Source organism: Ruegeria sp. CDSB086, from assembly GCF_059611065.1.
The window spans coordinates 369,514-383,635 of the sequence record NZ_JBXWOV010000002.1 but is presented as its reverse complement, the minus strand read 5'-3'; the positions used below and the strand labels follow the sequence as shown (position 1 = coordinate 383,635).

The following is a 14,122-nucleotide window of genomic DNA, read 5'->3' as shown; positions in this document are numbered from 1 at the left end:
GCGCGCCTTATAGGGCGGTCCGCTGGGGTTGTCACCCAACAGTGTTTACGCTGCGACGGTTGGTCTGAAATCGAGGTGGGGTCAGAACGGGGCGCGGGTCAGGGTGTACCCGGCCTGCTGCAATTGGTTCAGCAGCCCGTAATCGCCCCCAAGATGCCCGGCACCGACCGCGATCACGACAGTTTGGTCCTGAATGCTCAGAATTTTCTGCATCCAGTTGCTGTTGCGCTCGACAAGAAGTTTTTGCTCGAAATCATTCCATTCCTCGTCGAACACCTCGGGCGGCAGGCCCGAGTCTTCCAAACCCTGCAGGCGGGCGAGCTGGATGATTTCAACATGTTTCTCTTCCAGATATGCATTGGCCATCGTGGCCAGTTGATCCTCGCTGCCGCCCATGGCACCGGCCATCCGCACAAGGGACTGGACCTGCTTTTCGATGGGGTGGCTGTCGAACATACTCATAAGATCGGCAACCTGTTCAAGCGAGCGTTTGGGGATGCCCAACTCGTCAGCCAGTTGATCAAGACGGGCGTCCATCCCGTGGCTCGCACTGGGGTCCTGCATCATACACGGGGGGACGCCCAGCATCATGCTTAGAAACCAGGGCCGCATTTTGGCTGCCATCCAGCCGGGGATACCGCGCTCGGATAGCCCGTCAGACAGGGCAGACCAGTCTTCCTCGGACATCAGGTCAATCAGGCTGGGTCCCGAGGTGATCATCACCGGGCTCATGTCCTTGGCCAGGTCTTGTTCGAACGCGTCCATTTCTTCCTGCGTTACCTCGAAATAAAACGCGTCCGCATCGCTGAGGGTCGGCGTTAGCCGTTCGACCACTGCGTCCATGCGTGGGTCATTGGCATGCAACGTGCCAACAAGGTGTAGAACCGTGTCGCCCTTGGAAGCGATCCAGTGGTTACCTTCGGGAAATGGGATATCGGCCACTGCCTGTTGCAGTTCGGACTTTACCGCAGGGCTCAGTCCCGGCCTCAGATCATTCCCTTCGCATGCGGCCTGTACGGCGGCGGGCAGGAAAAGGAAAAGCAACGGTGCAAACAGGCGCATAAGGATCATCTCGGAAACTTCAGTGTGACCGCGACATTGCCTTTGCGCAGCAATGTATTCAAGCCAGATGCAGGTGATGGCTGGCGTTCGCGGCAAATTTGCATAGCATGGCGAAATGGACCGCGAGCAGGATCTATACCCGCCGATCAAGACGCTGTTCGAGCGTCAGGGCTATACCGTCAAAGGCGAAGTCGGCGCTGCCGATATCGTCGCTGTTCGAGATGGCGATGAGCCGGTGATTGTTGAGCTGAAGCTGCGGTTCTCATTGGCGCTATTTCATCAGGCAATCACGCGGTTAAGGGTGACTGACCAGGTCTATATCGGTGTGTGCAAACCCAAGGGGCGAACCGCGCGGCGTGCGTTAAAGGACAATTTGGCGCTGTGCCGCAGGCTTGGCCTTGGTCTGATCACTGTACGTGCCGACGGTGCGGTCGAGGTGCAATGTGACCCGGGCCCGTATGCGCCGCGAAAAAACAAAGCAAAAGCGGCTCGTCTGCTGCGTGAATTTGACCGGCTTGAAGGTGATCCCAACGCAGGTGGGGCCACCCGGCACGGGATCGTGACGGCCTATCGTCAGGACGCGCTGAAATGTGCAGCCCATCTGGCCGAATGCGGCGCGACAAAGGGGGCGGACGTCGCCCAATCCACCGGCGTCGCCGAGGCCACGCGCCTGATGCGGGACAATCACTACGGGTGGTTCGACAAGGTCGATAAGGGGGTCTATGCGCTGTCGGCTACGGGGGCCGAAGGGTTGAAGCACTGGGCCTATAGCTGGGAAGATGCGAACTAGTCAGGTCGTGCGGCGATTTCGGCAATCATGGCGCGGCCTATATCTGAAAGGACGGCGTTGCGTTCAGGAAATGGCGCATCGCTTTCGGTCAGATAGATGGCGGCCAGATAGGTGCGGGGCTCGGGTGTCTGCAGAAAGGCAACGATCGCACGGCTGCCGTGGCCTCCGGCACCGGTCTTGTCCCCAATCGTCCACCCGTCAGGCACGTGCGCGCGGATAAGCCCGTCGGCCACTTGATCGTCTATCATCCATTGCCTGAGTTGAGCGGAGGATGCGGGTGAGAGCGCCCGGTCAAATAGCAACCGATCCAGCGTTGCCAGTATTGCCCGAGGCGTTGTAGTGTCGCGCGGATCGCCTGGAGTGGCTTCATTCAGAACCGTCTCCCATCGATCCAGGCGGGTGATGCCGTCGCCGTTTGTCCGAAGAAACTCGGTCAGTCCGGCAGGCCCATCCAGACGGCGCAACAGCAGATTGGCCGCAGCATTGTCGCTAATCGTCATCGTTGCTTCGCATAGCGCGCCGACAGTCATACCGGTCTCAACATGTTTGCTGGTGACAGGGGAGTAATCTACCAGATCCGTTGACTGGTACGTGACGTGATCTGACAGGCTTTCCGTACCTGCGTCCACCTCTGCCAGCACAGCGCCGCACAAGAGCGGTTTGAACGTGCTGGACATCGGAAACAGCTCATCGGCGCGGTATGAAACCTCCCATTCGTTGCTGGGATCATAAAGCAGCAGCCCGATCCGGGCATCAAGGCGGCGCTCCCACCTCTGGACCGTTTCGGTAAGGGTCTGCGCCTGTGCTGATGTGGCTAAACCAACAGTAGTAGTAATTAAAAACAACAAGATAGTTGTGATTGTCCGGAGCCCACGCATCGAATCTGCCTTGGTCAAATGTGGTCGCCATCACCTTAGTTAGCTAGGGCGCCGAGTAAACCGGACGGTTTGTGGTTCTACGTGCGAAAAATATTTAGGCAACTTGTTGACTCGGTCATTTCGACCCCCTAGCTATGCGTCGTTATCACTCTCTACTACCGAGTGCTAACGCCTCGCTGAAAGGCGAGGGGAGGATAGATAAACTTTGAGCCCAAGGAGCTGCAAAGATGGCATTGAAACCGCTTCATGACCGCGTGCTGGTTCGTCGTACCGAAAGCGATGAAAAAACCGCAGGCGGGTTGATCATTCCCGAAAGTGCAAAAGAAAAGCCCAGCGAAGGCGAAGTCGTTTCGACCGGTGAAGGCGCACGCAAGGACAGCGGCGAATTGATCGCAATGGCTGTAAAAGCTGGCGACAAGATCCTGTTCGGCAAGTGGTCGGGCACCGAGGTTCAGGTCAACGGCGAAGAGCTGCTGATGATGAAAGAAAGCGACATCATGGGGATCATCGAGTAAGCGCCCGCGCTTCTCTGATCTTCATTTCCAACATTTTTCTCAAGGAGAAACAACATGGCTGCTAAGGACGTCAAGTTCGACACCGATGCCCGCAACCGCATGCTGTCAGGTGTGAACATCCTGGCCGATGCTGTCAAAGTGACCCTGGGCCCCAAAGGCCGCAACGTGGTTCTGGACAAATCCTTCGGCGCACCGCGCATCACCAAAGACGGTGTATCGGTTGCCAAGGAAATCGAACTGGAAGATAAGTTCGAAAACATGGGCGCGCAGATGGTGAAAGAAGTCGCCAGCCGCACCAATGACGAAGCCGGCGACGGCACCACCACTGCAACTGTTCTGGCTCAGTCGATCGTCAAAGAAGGTCTGAAGCAGGTTGCTGCTGGCCTGAACCCGATGGACCTGAAGCGCGGCATCGACCTGGCAACTGCCAAGGTCGTTGAAGGCATCAAAGAGATGGCGCGTGAAGTCAAAGACTCGGCTGAAGTCGCTCAGGTTGGCACCATCTCGGCCAACGGCGAAGCCGAAATCGGTCAGCAAATCGCAGACGCGATGCAGAAGGTTGGCAACGAAGGCGTTATCACCGTCGAAGAAAACAAAGGTCTGGAAACCGAGACCGATGTTGTCGAGGGCATGCAGTTTGACCGTGGCTACCTGTCGCCTTACTTCGTCACCAACGCAGACAAAATGATCGCAGATCTCGACGACTGCATGATCCTGCTGCACGAAAAGAAACTGTCCTCGCTGCAGCCGATGGTTCCGCTGCTGGAGCAAGTGATCCAGTCGCAAAAGCCGCTGCTGATTATTGCAGAAGACGTTGAAGGCGAAGCGCTGGCAACTCTGGTTGTTAACAAACTGCGCGGCGGCCTGAAAATTGCTGCTGTCAAAGCACCGGGCTTCGGCGATCGTCGCAAAGCCATGCTGCAGGACATCGCAATCCTGACCGGTGGTCAGGTCATCAGCGAAGATCTGGGCATGAAGCTCGAGTCCGTCACCATGGACATGCTGGGCACCGCCAAGAAGATCGAAATCACCAAAGACGAAACCACCATCGTCGACGGTGCTGGCGAGAAAGCCGAGATCGAAGCACGTGTTGCTCAGATCCGCACTCAGATCGAAGAAACCTCGTCGGATTACGACCGTGAGAAGCTGCAAGAACGCGTTGCCAAACTGGCAGGCGGTGTTGCTGTTATCCGCGTCGGCGGCATGACCGAAGTTGAAGTGAAAGAGCGTAAAGATCGTGTTGACGATGCTCTGAACGCAACGCGCGCAGCCGTTCAGGAAGGCGTTGTTGTGGGCGGTGGCGTTTCGCTGGTTCAGGCCGGTAAAGCACTGGACACTCTGAAAGGCGCAAACGCTGATCAGGACGCAGGCATCAATATCGTGCGTAAAGCCATCGAAGCGCCGCTGCGCCAGATTGCTGAGAACGCGGGCGTCGACGGCGCAGTTGTTGCAGGCAAGGTTCGCGAATCTTCGGAAGCGGCCTTTGGTTTCAACGCTCAGACCGAAGAATATGGCGACATGTTCTCGTTCGGCGTGATCGACCCGGCCAAAGTTGTCCGTACCGCACTGGAAGACGCGGCGTCGGTTGCTGGCCTGCTGGTCACCACCGAAGCAATGGTTGCTGACAAGCCTGCCAAAGACGGCGCGCCTGCTGGCGGCGGCATGCCCGACATGGGCGGCATGGGCGGCATGATGTAAGACGTCGAATTCGCCTCGGCGAATTCTGACGGTCCCGACAGGCGCTTGGCTGTAAGGCCAAGCCGCCGAAGGGGAAGCCTTAAAATATAGGGACGGGGTCGCCTTCGGGCGGCCCCGTTCCGTTTTGCGGACCACCCGCGGGAATGTGAGTGTGCAAAACGCGCCGAAACCGGCTATGCGGTTGATATGAAACTGTTCCTACTCACGTGCTTGACGATGTGCGCCTTTGCGTCCAACTCGATACTTAATCGTCTGGCGATTGATAGTGGCGCCAGCGATCCTGCCGCCTTTGCCGTGGTGCGGGTCTTAGCTGGCGCAGTGGTGCTAGCCGGGTTGGTTCTTCTAAGGGCTGGCCACTTGCCCCTGTTTGACCGACGCAGGATTGCCGGGGCGGGGTCCTTGTCCCTGTACATGATCGGATTCTCGGTCGCCTATCTGACGCTGGATGCGGGTCTTGGCGCGCTGATCCTGTTCGGGGTGGTGCAAGTGACGATGTTCACTGTGACATCAGTGAAAGGTACTCTGCCCACTGGTCGACAGATCGCGGGCGCCGCAATCGCGTTGCTGGGGTTGGGCTACGTGCTGTGGCCGTCCGGATCGATACAGGTCAACCCGATCGGGGCTGCCCTGATGATCGCCGCCGGGATCGGCTGGGCGATCTATTCGTTGGTTGGCAAGTCCGAACCGGATGCCTTATCCGGCACTGCGGCCAATTTTGTCGTGGCATTGCCCGTGACAACGCTGGCTTTGTTGGCGACAGGAGGGGCCTGGCACATGACCGCTAACGGATACTTGCTGGCCGCGTTGGCCGGCGCGGTTACTTCGGGGATGGGGTATGCGCTTTGGTATCAGGTTTTGCGGGAATTGACGCCCACAACGGCGGCCGTCGTGCAACTCAGCGTTCCGATCATAGCCATTATTGGCGGTGTCCTCCTGCTGGGTGAGGCCGCCAGTCTGCGTCTGATCCTGGGGGCGGGTCTGGTATTGGGCGGAATTGCACTGGCCGTTCTGCGCAGTACGCCGCGGTAGGGGTTTATTCGCTGGACGTTAGGCCTTATCTGGCGGCTATGCGTTATTTCCTTGCCCTCTTTCTGTTCTTTGTGCCTGCCATTGTGCAGGCAAAATGCGTGGTCCTGCTGCATGGGCTGGCACGGACCGAAGCGTCCTTTACCGTGATGGAACAGCTGTTCAAGACGCATGGTTATACCGTCGTGCGCCCGGGATATCCGTCCACTGACCTACCTATTCCCGAACTGGCTGCACAGACACTGCCGGACGCGTTTACTGAATGCGGTGACGACAAGGTCAATGTGGTTGCGCATTCGATGGGCGGCATCTTATTGCGCTATTGGCTGCAGGATAACCATCCGGACAATCTGGGCCGCGTGGTCATGCTCGGCCCGCCCAATCAGGGCAGTCAGTTGGTGGACGAACTTAGCGCGTATGAGGTGTTCGGGATGCTGAATGGCCCGGCTGGCCTGGCGCTGGGAACTGGCCCCGAAGGTATCCCAAGGCAACTGCCGCCTGCGGATTTCGAACTGGGTGTCATCGCCGGTGAGAATTCGCTGAACCCGCTGTTTTCCTCGATGATTGACGGTTCAGATGACGGCAAGGTCTCGGTTGAGACCACCAAGGTCGAAGGGATGGCGGATCATATCGTTTTGCCGGTGACACACACATTCATGATGAACAACCCGCGCGTAATGGCGCAGGCGTTGCATTTCATAGAGTTTGGGCAGTTTGACCCACAGATTACTTGGTTGGACGGGGTGATGGAAATCATCGACGAAATCTGCATCGGGCAGGATTGTTCGGAACCCGCGTCGGAGCCTTCCCAATGACTGCACTTTCTCTGACTTTAACCGGCGCAGAGGTCTTGTTGCCGGACCAAGGGATGACTCGTGCAGACCTGCCCATTGCCGAGGGGATCGTGCAAGAGGACCGCGCAGGCAGAACAATCGATCTGTCGGGATATCTTGTGATGCCCGGTATCATCGACCTGCACGGCGACGGGTTCGAGCGCCACATCGCACCGCGCCGCGGGGCGATGAAGCAGATGGGCGAGGGTATTTTGTCGGTCGAAGCTGAACTGGCCGCCAACGGGATCACGACGGCGGTCCTGGCCCAGTTCCTGAGTTGGGAGGGCGGCGTACGCGGCCCTGAATTCGCTGGCCAAGTGTTTGATGCTATCGCGTCGGTCAAAGATTGCGTCGTGACTGATCTGCTACCTCAGTTACGGTTCGAAACACACATGCTGGCGGAATACCCCAGCCTGCCTGAACGCATCACCGATTGGCAGGTGCCCTATGTCGTGTTCAACGACCACTTGCCGCATGACCGGTTGGCCGAGGGGCGCAAGCCGCCACGTTTGACGGGGCAGGCGCTTAAGGCAGGGCGCAATCCGGACGCACATTTCGAGATGCTGCTGTCCATGCATGCCCGCCGGGATGATGTGCCCGCTGCCTTGGACACGCTCTGTAAGGCGCTGGCCGAGCAGGGTGTCCGTATGGGCAGTCATGACGACGCAACCGCCCAAACCCGCGCCGATTGGCGGGCGCGGGGCGCGCAGATCGCGGAATTCCCAGAAACGCTAGAGGCAGCCGAGGCTGCACGGGCTGCTGGGGATCACGTTATTCTCGGATCACCCAACGTGGTGCGTGGCGGATCGCACAAGGGCAACGTCAGTGCGTTGGATCTGATCACGATGGGGCTGTGCGATGCCTTGGCATCGGACTATCACTATCCCAGCCCGCGGCGCGCTGCGCTGATGCTTGCCAAATCTGGCCTGCTGGATTTGGCAATGGCCTGGGCGCTGGTGTCATCAGGGCCGGCGCGAGTTCTTGGGTTGCAGGACCGGGGCACACTTGCCCCTGGTCAGCGCGCAGACATGGTGATCCTTGATGCTCGGTCCCACCGAGTCGCCGCCACGCTGGCGGGCGGGCGGGTTAGCTTCATGTCCGGCGATATCGCCGCAAGGTTCGTGGACTGAGTTACCGCGTAATGCGGTTAAAATGCGCCATCTTGCGGCCCGGTTTGACTTCAGCCTTGCCATAGAGATGAAGCGCAACGTCGCGTTCCCGCGCCAATTCCGGCACGCGGTCCATATCGTCGCCTATCAGGTTCTCCATAACCACGTCTGAATGGCGTTGACCGTCGCCCAACGGCCAACCGGCTACGGCGCGAATATGTTGCTCAAACTGATCCACCGCGCAGCCATTCTGTGTCCAGTGACCCGAGTTGTGCACCCGAGGCGCAACCTCATTCACGATCAACCCTTCTGACGTGACGAACAGTTCGACACCCATGACACCGACGTAATCTAGCGCGTTCAAGATATTGGCGGCCAGAAGAACAGCATCGGTTCGTTGCGCCGGGGCAAGGCGGGCGGGTACCGTGGTGGTGTGCAAGATGCCATCGCGGTGCACGTTTTCACCGGGGTCGAAACAGGACACTTGACCATCGATGCTGCGGGCGGCGATGACCGATACCTCGTGGCTGAAATTGACGAACCCTTCGAGGATTGCGGGCGCGCCTGCCAAATCGGCCAGTGCGGCCTCGGCATCCTCGGGGCCGCGCAACCGCGCCTGTCCCTTGCCGTCATAGCCGAAACGACGTGTTTTCAGGATGGCTGGCGTGCCAATCTGGTCAATCGCTGCCTTTAGGCTGTTCAGATCGGTGATGTCGGCGAACGGCGCTGTTTTCAGACCCAACCCGGCAAGGAAAGTCTTTTCGGTCAGCCGATCTTGACTGACACGCAGCGCCTCGCGCCCCGGATGGATAGGGCAATGTGCTTCCAACAGGTCCAGCGCTTCGGTCGGGATATTTTCGAATTCATAGGTGATGACATCGACGGACTCGGCAAAGGCCTTCAGTGCCGCAGCGTCATCATAAGCTGCAGTCGTCACATGATCCGCCACCTGACCGGCGGGTGGGTTGGCTCCCGGCTCAAAGATGTGGGTTACAAAGCCCAACCGGGCCGCCGCTACGGACAACATCCGGCCCAATTGGCCACCGCCCAGAATTCCAATCCGCGCCCCCGGAGCAAGCATGTCTGTCATCAGTCTGTCTCCAACCTTTTTCCAATCGCCTGCAGGGCCGAGCGCAGCGCATCATGTGCGTTGCCCGCATGCAAGGCCTGCGTCATTTGCAGGCTGAGTGTTCCATCAGTTGCCAGCGCGTCCCGTTCTTCGGCCAAACGCCCGGCTTGCCCGGTTTGCATTGTGTGCAGAAATCCGGATAGCAGCTGTGTCGTATAAAACTCTGAGGCATCCGCGTCGCCCGTTTGCTCGGCCAGCCACTCGGCACCCGTTGCCAACACGTCCAGAATGCCCGGGACCATGGCGCAGACGGCGAAATGTGCATTCAGCGCGGCCTCGTTGGATACCTTGACGACCGGGTTCTCGGGCTCGAACAATTCAGCCAGCAAGGCGTCGTTTCCGAACGCTGCAAGCGGGCATCCACCTTGCTGAAGAAAACCCAATGGGATCGTTTGCACAAAGTCAGTTGCGGGGGCGCATAACGCAGCAAGCTGATCCACCGATACAGCCGCCATCACTGACACGATCTGCTGATCCGAGCGAAAGTTTAGCTGTTCCAAAACTTCCGGGGCGATTTGAGGGCGCAGGCAAAGAAAAACGACATCTGATGCGTCAAGAACCGCTTGTGGGTTCGCGACCACGACATCCAGTTCAGCTTTCAGTTTGGCCGAGACTGTGGCGTTGCGCTCTGTCACAGCGATCTCGTGCCCTTTTGCCGCAAGAAAACGCGCAATGGGGGCTGCAATATGTCCGGTTCCGATGAAGCCGATACGGCTCATCCCTGCGGTTCCTCGGGGATCGAGGCCGAAAGGGCCGCGCGCCAGGCATCCAGACGATCAGCCAGCGCCGGGTCTTGCAGAGCAAGGATACCGGCCGCCATCAACCCGGCATTGGCCCCACCGGCCGAGCCGATAGCCATCGTCGCCACCGGAAAGCCTTTGGGCATCTGCACAATGGAATACAGCGAATCGACGCCGGACAGGGCCCGCGTCTGCACAGGCACACCGATCACCGGCACGCGGGTTTTTGAGGCCATCATCCCAGGCAGATGCGCAGCACCGCCCGCACCCGCGATAATCACATCCAGGCCGCGCTGAACGGCGGTTCTGCCATAGTCCCAAAGGCGATCAGGGGTGCGGTGGGCCGAAACGATGCGTTTTTCATACGCAATGCCCAGTTCATCCAGAATGTCTGCGGCTTCTTTCATCGTGGGCCAGTCCGACTGGCTGCCCATGATGATCCCCACTTTCACATCGCTCATCCACTTGTCGCCCTTGCCTGCCGAAAGAGCGCGCACTATAGCCAAATCGGCCTATCTGGCAATGCGGTACAGGGCCTTCAGGCGATGATATCCGGGGTCAGACGATCCTCGATCAGGCGAATGATGTCCTTAAGGCGCAGTTTCTGCTTTTTCAGCCGCTTGATCGTTAACTGATCCGACGTCCCCGTCGCTTGCAGCGCCTCGATCGCTTCGTCCAGATCGCGGTGCTGGCGGCGAAATACCTCCAGCTCGACCCGAAGAACTTCATCTGTTTTCATTGAAATGTCAGTGGGCGCGTTCATGGACGACTCGGTTGTTGTTGTGGTGCTTTCCACACAAGATAGTGTGTCAGGGTTTATCCGGCCAGACCTTGTGGACATCCCTGCATATTCCCATATTCTATCATACGCGGTTGCCAAAACGGGACCGCACCACACGTCGCTTTGGCAATAAAGGACGAAAATACGTGTCGAAACTTACTCTTGGCTCATACCCGCATCTTTTGGGGTTCGAGCAATTGGAACGCCTTCTGGAGCGGTCTGCAAAGGCCGGCAACGAAGGATACCCGCCCTATAACATCGAACAGACCTCGGATTTTTCCTATCGTATCACCTTGGCAGTTGCCGGTTTTGCGGAAGAGGACCTGTCGATTACCATCGAGGATCGCCAACTGGTGATCCGGGGCCGTCAACGCGACGATAGCGAGGGGCGCATCTTTCTGCATCGCGGCATCGCGGCGCGTCAGTTCCAGCGCATGTTTGTGCTGGCGGACGGTGTCGAGGTGGGCGAGGCGATCATGGAAAACGGTCTGCTGCATGTGGATCTGACCCGCGCCGTGCCTGAAACCGTGGTTCAGACAATCAATATACGGAAGGGGTAAGAGCAATGAATACACCGATTGAAATCAACACCGAAGGCGACCGGATCGTCTATGTAAAAGCCGTCGATGTGGCTGACCTGCCGCGTGAAGTGCGCGAACAGGCTGGTGATCTGGATCAGCTCTACGCTGTGCATGACTCGGATGGTCAGCAACTGGCCCTGGTCGCAGATCGCAAGCTGGCCTTTATTCTGGCGCGCGAACATGACTTTTCCCCGGTGGCCGTGCACTAAATCGGCCCCCGCAGCGTGTGATTTTCCCGTGACATCCGCCGCCCCACGGGTGAGATATGCGAACCAATACGGGTTCGCAGGCGGAGGCACCAAACATGAGTTGGTTTGATTTTGACTGGGTGGACGCATTCAGCGACCGCGCCTTTGGCGGCAATGGATGCGCCGTGGTGCATGGTGGGGCCGTCCTACCCAAAGATGTCTGCACGGCTTACGTGCGCGAAACGTCCTTGGTCGAATGTACCTTTACCGGGCCGTCTGACGTGGCCGACTTCCAAGTGCGCTATTTTCTGGCCAGCCGTGAAATCCCTTTTGCGGGGCATCCAACCATTGCCACTGTCGCGGCGATGCGGTCGCGTGGGCTGTTTCAGGGGGATGCGCTGACACTGGACACCGGGGCAGGGATCGTTTCCATCCAACTCAATGGTGATGAGATTGAGATGACGCAGGTTGCCCCGCAATTTGGTGCGATGGTTCCTGCCGATCTGGTTGCCGCCGCCATCAGCCTGCCGGAAAGCGCGATCATCTCCCCACCTCAGATGGTATCCACAGGGTTGCCTTTTTGTGTCACCGTTTTGCGTGATCATGAAGCCTTGCGCGCCGCGAAGTTGGTTGAAGAACCTTTGCGAAAAGTGATCGAAGCAGGCGGGTATTCGGGGTCGGACATGGCCGAGCCCTTCCTTGTGACGCTGGAAGGTGCGACCGAGGCGGGCGACACATTCTCACGTCTGTTGATGCTGCCGCCCAGCCCGCCCGAGGATCCCTTCACGGGATCCGCAACCGGGGCGATGGCAGCTTATCTGTGGAAGTATGGTTTGATGCCCAAAGATACGTTTACGGCAGAACAGGGCCACGACTTGGACCGCCCCGGCCAAGCGACCGTTACACGCGTTGGACCCGCCGATGCAATGACCGGTATCAAGGTGGCGGGTCGCGGCTATATTCTAATGCGCGGTCAGGTCAATTTTCCCGGGCAACTGTCATGACCGAACCCGCGATCGCCATCCTGCCTTACGGGCATCGAATAGGGCCGAAACTGGCTTCGGTTCCATTGTCCGATCTGATCTGGCCCGAAGGGTGCCCCGAGCGCTTGATGGGCAAAACAGTTGGCGATCTTGAGCGTACCGACCATCTGATTATGTATCCCAATTCTACCGTGCATTTGCGCCTGCGCCGGGGCACCCGCGCCCGGATTTCGCTGATGATGGGCGAACCGTCGGCCATTCACGCCAAGCACGACAAGATGCTCCGCTACACATGGCGGCGGTTCTTTCGGGTGATGACGTTTCATGATGTGCTGTTGCGAAACCTTCCCAATGCGGTGTTTCTGCCCTACGGCGTGACGATGGTGCCGGATTGGCGTGACCTCAACGTAGAGAAAACGAAGTCCTGCTCGCTCATTGCCTCAGCCAAACGCGATCTGGAGGGGCACCAACTGCGCCATTCGGTGATTGACTGGGTGCGGGAAACGGGTGCTGACGTTGATATCATGGGGCGGGGATACACGCCATTTGACCGCAAATCCGACGGCTTGGCCCCGTATCGCTATTCCGTTGTGATCGAGAATGTTCGCGAGAAGAACTATTTCTCGGAAAAGCTGACAGATGCGATCTTATGCTCAACGGTCCCGATCTATTGGGGGTGTCCGAATATAGGGGACTTCATGGACACAGCCGGTATGATCCTCTGCGAATCCGAGGCCGACATTCAGCGCGCGATCAACAGCCTGTCCGCTGACGACTATGCCGAACGCCTGCCGCATCTGAAAGCTGCGCAAAGCAAGGCGGCAGAGTTCGGTGACTTTGAAGGCCGTGCGGTGCGGACCCTGCGCGAACAGATAAACGCGGCCTAGTGGTGCGATGGCCGCGGGGCCAGCCACCCCACCGGCAAGATCGGATTCGCCGAGGCGTCGATCCCATGTCGAAGGCAAAGCCGCTGCAGATATGATCCGCTGACCGGCAGCCCGGCGGTTTTGCCTGCCATGAACTTTTTCTGATGTCCGTAGATGTGGACTGAATGCACCTTATCCCGTTCGATCTCGGCCGTGGAAATGCGCGGATCGTGCAGTTGCCATAGCTGATCCTTGTCCAAAGGATAGAACACTTCCGGCTGCATCGCGTGGCTGTCTTCGCCAGTCTGGCGCAGAAAGAACTCCAGCGCCTTGGGGCCAGAGCTGCCCCAGGGCAGTGTTTCAATGCCCCAGGTTTCACCGTTTCGGATGCGCCTGCGATTGTGTCGAAGCAGCCGACCGCCGCGCCAGGGCTGTGTTGGGTTGGCAGAGGTCACGAAGTCAATCCATAACGCCAGTGTCTCTGAACCTTCCGGCAGCCGCAGGACGCCGTTGGGAAAGGTGCCTGATTGCGACGACCCGAAAACGTAAGTCGAAGAAAAGTCGAATGGCCTGACGCAATATGCATCCAGATCGACCCAGATGAACGGAGTTTTCTGCATAAGCCGCAGTCGAAAGATGTCAGAAAACACTGCGACCCCCAACCGGTCTTCCGGTCGAAAATCAAACGGCGCTGGCCAAAGGATATCAGAAGCGGGCCGTATCTCGGTGCCGCTAGGCACGCCTTGGATGTCATGCACGGTATACAGTATAAACCGGTGACCGTTATCCAGATAGGATTGAATGCATAACGCCTCGAGCCAGCTCAAGTCTGAACCAAACCAGAAACTGGCAATTGCAGGCAGGTCGCGGGTCATGGGCACATTGCGTTTTGGTTAGGGTCTGCATTTGCACCAAGGCAGCGTGCGCTTGTCAATCCAACAAA

General features: G+C 58.4%; 17 protein-coding genes. 10 read left to right on the top strand and 7 right to left on the bottom strand.

Going from position 1 to position 14,122, the window contains the following annotated elements; genetic code table 11:
• Positions 1 to 81 precede the first annotated feature (81 nt).
• On the bottom strand, positions 82 to 1,062 hold the full coding sequence (locus AC2FIO_RS05545) for a TraB/GumN family protein (protein WP_496696174.1): 981 nt from the start codon (positions 1,060 to 1,062) through the stop codon (positions 82 to 84).
• 115 nt (positions 1,063 to 1,177) lie between these two features.
• Between AC2FIO_RS05545 and AC2FIO_RS05540 the strand changes: the two genes are divergently transcribed.
• Complete coding sequence (locus tag AC2FIO_RS05540) at positions 1,178 to 1,852, top strand: DUF2161 domain-containing phosphodiesterase (RefSeq protein WP_496696172.1); 675 nt, start codon at positions 1,178 to 1,180, stop codon at positions 1,850 to 1,852.
• Here the strand turns inward: AC2FIO_RS05540 and bla are convergent.
• The gene (gene bla / locus AC2FIO_RS05535; RefSeq protein ID WP_496696519.1) at positions 1,849 to 2,730 is read right to left on the bottom strand and encodes a class A beta-lactamase; all 882 of its coding nucleotides are present in this window, start codon (positions 2,728 to 2,730) and stop codon (positions 1,849 to 1,851) included. The genes AC2FIO_RS05540 and bla overlap by 4 nt on opposite strands.
• A gap of 227 nt (positions 2,731 to 2,957) precedes the next feature.
• On the opposite strand from bla, the gene AC2FIO_RS05530 reads away from it, so the two are divergent.
• The 5 genes from AC2FIO_RS05530 to AC2FIO_RS05510 all read left to right on the top strand — a co-directional run bounded on the left by AC2FIO_RS05530 (position 2,958) and on the right by AC2FIO_RS05510 (position 7,932).
• Positions 2,958 to 3,245 (top strand): co-chaperone GroES, encoded by a 288-nt coding sequence (locus AC2FIO_RS05530; RefSeq protein ID WP_058275523.1) that lies wholly within the window; start codon positions 2,958 to 2,960, stop codon positions 3,243 to 3,245.
• 54 nt (positions 3,246 to 3,299) lie between these two features.
• Positions 3,300 to 4,943 (top strand): chaperonin GroEL, encoded by a 1,644-nt coding sequence (gene groL, locus AC2FIO_RS05525; protein WP_058275524.1) that lies wholly within the window; start codon positions 3,300 to 3,302, stop codon positions 4,941 to 4,943.
• 186 nt (positions 4,944 to 5,129) lie between these two features.
• The gene (locus AC2FIO_RS05520; protein ID WP_496696170.1) at positions 5,130 to 5,972 is read left to right on the top strand and encodes a DMT family transporter; all 843 of its coding nucleotides are present in this window, start codon (positions 5,130 to 5,132) and stop codon (positions 5,970 to 5,972) included.
• A gap of 38 nt (positions 5,973 to 6,010) precedes the next feature.
• Positions 6,011 to 6,784 carry an alpha/beta fold hydrolase gene (locus tag AC2FIO_RS05515; RefSeq protein ID WP_496696168.1) on the top strand — a complete coding sequence of 258 codons (774 nt, stop codon included), beginning with the start codon at positions 6,011 to 6,013 and terminating at the stop codon, positions 6,782 to 6,784.
• Positions 6,781 to 7,932 carry an alpha-D-ribose 1-methylphosphonate 5-triphosphate diphosphatase gene (locus AC2FIO_RS05510; RefSeq protein WP_496696166.1) on the top strand — a complete coding sequence of 384 codons (1,152 nt, stop codon included), beginning with the start codon at positions 6,781 to 6,783 and terminating at the stop codon, positions 7,930 to 7,932. Before AC2FIO_RS05515 ends, AC2FIO_RS05510 begins: the two co-directional genes overlap by 4 nt.
• Position 7,933: 1 nt before the next feature.
• On the opposite strand, the gene AC2FIO_RS05505 is transcribed toward AC2FIO_RS05510, so the two are convergent.
• The 4 genes from AC2FIO_RS05505 to AC2FIO_RS05490 form a co-directional block, all read right to left on the bottom strand.
• The gene (locus AC2FIO_RS05505) at positions 7,934 to 9,001 is read right to left on the bottom strand and encodes a 5-(carboxyamino)imidazole ribonucleotide synthase (protein ID WP_496696164.1); all 1,068 of its coding nucleotides are present in this window, start codon (positions 8,999 to 9,001) and stop codon (positions 7,934 to 7,936) included.
• Positions 9,001 to 9,759: an NAD(P)-binding domain-containing protein gene (locus tag AC2FIO_RS05500; RefSeq protein ID WP_496696162.1), complete on the bottom strand. Its 759-nt coding sequence runs from the start codon at positions 9,757 to 9,759 to the stop codon at positions 9,001 to 9,003. Before AC2FIO_RS05500 ends, AC2FIO_RS05505 begins: the two co-directional genes overlap by 1 nt.
• Positions 9,756 to 10,241 (bottom strand): 5-(carboxyamino)imidazole ribonucleotide mutase, encoded by a 486-nt coding sequence (gene purE, locus AC2FIO_RS05495; protein ID WP_472723129.1) that lies wholly within the window; start codon positions 10,239 to 10,241, stop codon positions 9,756 to 9,758. The genes AC2FIO_RS05500 and purE overlap by 4 nt, the downstream gene beginning before the upstream one ends.
• A 77-nt stretch (positions 10,242 to 10,318) precedes the next feature.
• Positions 10,319 to 10,543: a YdcH family protein gene (locus AC2FIO_RS05490; protein WP_058275529.1), complete on the bottom strand. Its 225-nt coding sequence runs from the start codon at positions 10,541 to 10,543 to the stop codon at positions 10,319 to 10,321.
• Positions 10,544 to 10,707: 164 nt separating this feature from the next.
• Here AC2FIO_RS05490 and AC2FIO_RS05485 point away from each other — a divergent pair, with 164 nt between their 5' ends.
• The 4 genes from AC2FIO_RS05485 (at position 10,708) to AC2FIO_RS05470 (ending at position 13,200) form a co-directional block, all read left to right on the top strand.
• Positions 10,708 to 11,121 carry an Hsp20 family protein gene (locus AC2FIO_RS05485; RefSeq protein ID WP_058275530.1) on the top strand — a complete coding sequence of 138 codons (414 nt, stop codon included), beginning with the start codon at positions 10,708 to 10,710 and terminating at the stop codon, positions 11,119 to 11,121.
• Positions 11,122 to 11,126: 5 nt separating this feature from the next.
• Entirely contained in the window at positions 11,127 to 11,351 is a 225-nt protein-coding gene (locus AC2FIO_RS05480; protein WP_058275531.1) for a DUF1150 family protein, read from the top strand.
• A 95-nt stretch (positions 11,352 to 11,446) separates the two neighbouring features.
• The gene (locus AC2FIO_RS05475) at positions 11,447 to 12,334 is read left to right on the top strand and encodes a PhzF family phenazine biosynthesis protein (RefSeq protein WP_496696159.1); all 888 of its coding nucleotides are present in this window, start codon (positions 11,447 to 11,449) and stop codon (positions 12,332 to 12,334) included.
• Positions 12,331 to 13,200, top strand: coding sequence for a hypothetical protein (locus AC2FIO_RS05470; RefSeq protein WP_496696157.1), 870 nt, complete (start codon positions 12,331 to 12,333; stop codon positions 13,198 to 13,200). Before AC2FIO_RS05475 ends, AC2FIO_RS05470 begins: the two co-directional genes overlap by 4 nt.
• Here the strand turns inward: AC2FIO_RS05470 and AC2FIO_RS05465 are convergent.
• Positions 13,197 to 14,054 (bottom strand): hypothetical protein, encoded by an 858-nt coding sequence (locus tag AC2FIO_RS05465; RefSeq protein WP_472723132.1) that lies wholly within the window; start codon positions 14,052 to 14,054, stop codon positions 13,197 to 13,199. The genes AC2FIO_RS05470 and AC2FIO_RS05465 overlap by 4 nt on opposite strands.
• Positions 14,055 to 14,122: the final 68 nt, after the last annotated feature.

What these genes read in the sequence shown, in the direction of transcription:
- AC2FIO_RS05515 (WP_496696168.1), top strand. Translation starts at nt 6,011, where the DNA reads ATGCGTTATTTCCTTGCCCTCTTTCTGTTCTTTGTGCCTGCCATTGTG.
- bla (WP_496696519.1), bottom strand. Translation starts at nt 2,730, where the DNA reads ATGCGTGGGCTCCGGACAATCACAACTATCTTGTTGTTTTTAATTACT.
- AC2FIO_RS05530 (WP_058275523.1), top strand. Translation starts at nt 2,958, where the DNA reads ATGGCATTGAAACCGCTTCATGACCGCGTGCTGGTTCGTCGTACCGAA.
- groL (WP_058275524.1), top strand. Translation starts at nt 3,300, where the DNA reads ATGGCTGCTAAGGACGTCAAGTTCGACACCGATGCCCGCAACCGCATG.
- AC2FIO_RS05505 (WP_496696164.1), bottom strand. Translation starts at nt 9,001, where the DNA reads ATGACAGACATGCTTGCTCCGGGGGCGCGGATTGGAATTCTGGGCGGT.
- AC2FIO_RS05510 (WP_496696166.1), top strand. Translation starts at nt 6,781, where the DNA reads ATGACTGCACTTTCTCTGACTTTAACCGGCGCAGAGGTCTTGTTGCCG.
- AC2FIO_RS05545 (WP_496696174.1), bottom strand. Translation starts at nt 1,062, where the DNA reads ATGCGCCTGTTTGCACCGTTGCTTTTCCTTTTCCTGCCCGCCGCCGTA.
- AC2FIO_RS05520 (WP_496696170.1), top strand. Translation starts at nt 5,130, where the DNA reads ATGAAACTGTTCCTACTCACGTGCTTGACGATGTGCGCCTTTGCGTCC.
- AC2FIO_RS05480 (WP_058275531.1), top strand. Translation starts at nt 11,127, where the DNA reads ATGAATACACCGATTGAAATCAACACCGAAGGCGACCGGATCGTCTAT.
- AC2FIO_RS05470 (WP_496696157.1), top strand. Translation starts at nt 12,331, where the DNA reads ATGACCGAACCCGCGATCGCCATCCTGCCTTACGGGCATCGAATAGGG.
- AC2FIO_RS05500 (WP_496696162.1), bottom strand. Translation starts at nt 9,759, where the DNA reads ATGAGCCGTATCGGCTTCATCGGAACCGGACATATTGCAGCCCCCATT.
- AC2FIO_RS05465 (WP_472723132.1), bottom strand. Translation starts at nt 14,054, where the DNA reads ATGACCCGCGACCTGCCTGCAATTGCCAGTTTCTGGTTTGGTTCAGAC.
- AC2FIO_RS05490 (WP_058275529.1), bottom strand. Translation starts at nt 10,543, where the DNA reads ATGAACGCGCCCACTGACATTTCAATGAAAACAGATGAAGTTCTTCGG.
- AC2FIO_RS05540 (WP_496696172.1), top strand. Translation starts at nt 1,178, where the DNA reads ATGGACCGCGAGCAGGATCTATACCCGCCGATCAAGACGCTGTTCGAG.
- AC2FIO_RS05475 (WP_496696159.1), top strand. Translation starts at nt 11,447, where the DNA reads ATGAGTTGGTTTGATTTTGACTGGGTGGACGCATTCAGCGACCGCGCC.
- purE (WP_472723129.1), bottom strand. Translation starts at nt 10,241, where the DNA reads ATGAGCGATGTGAAAGTGGGGATCATCATGGGCAGCCAGTCGGACTGG.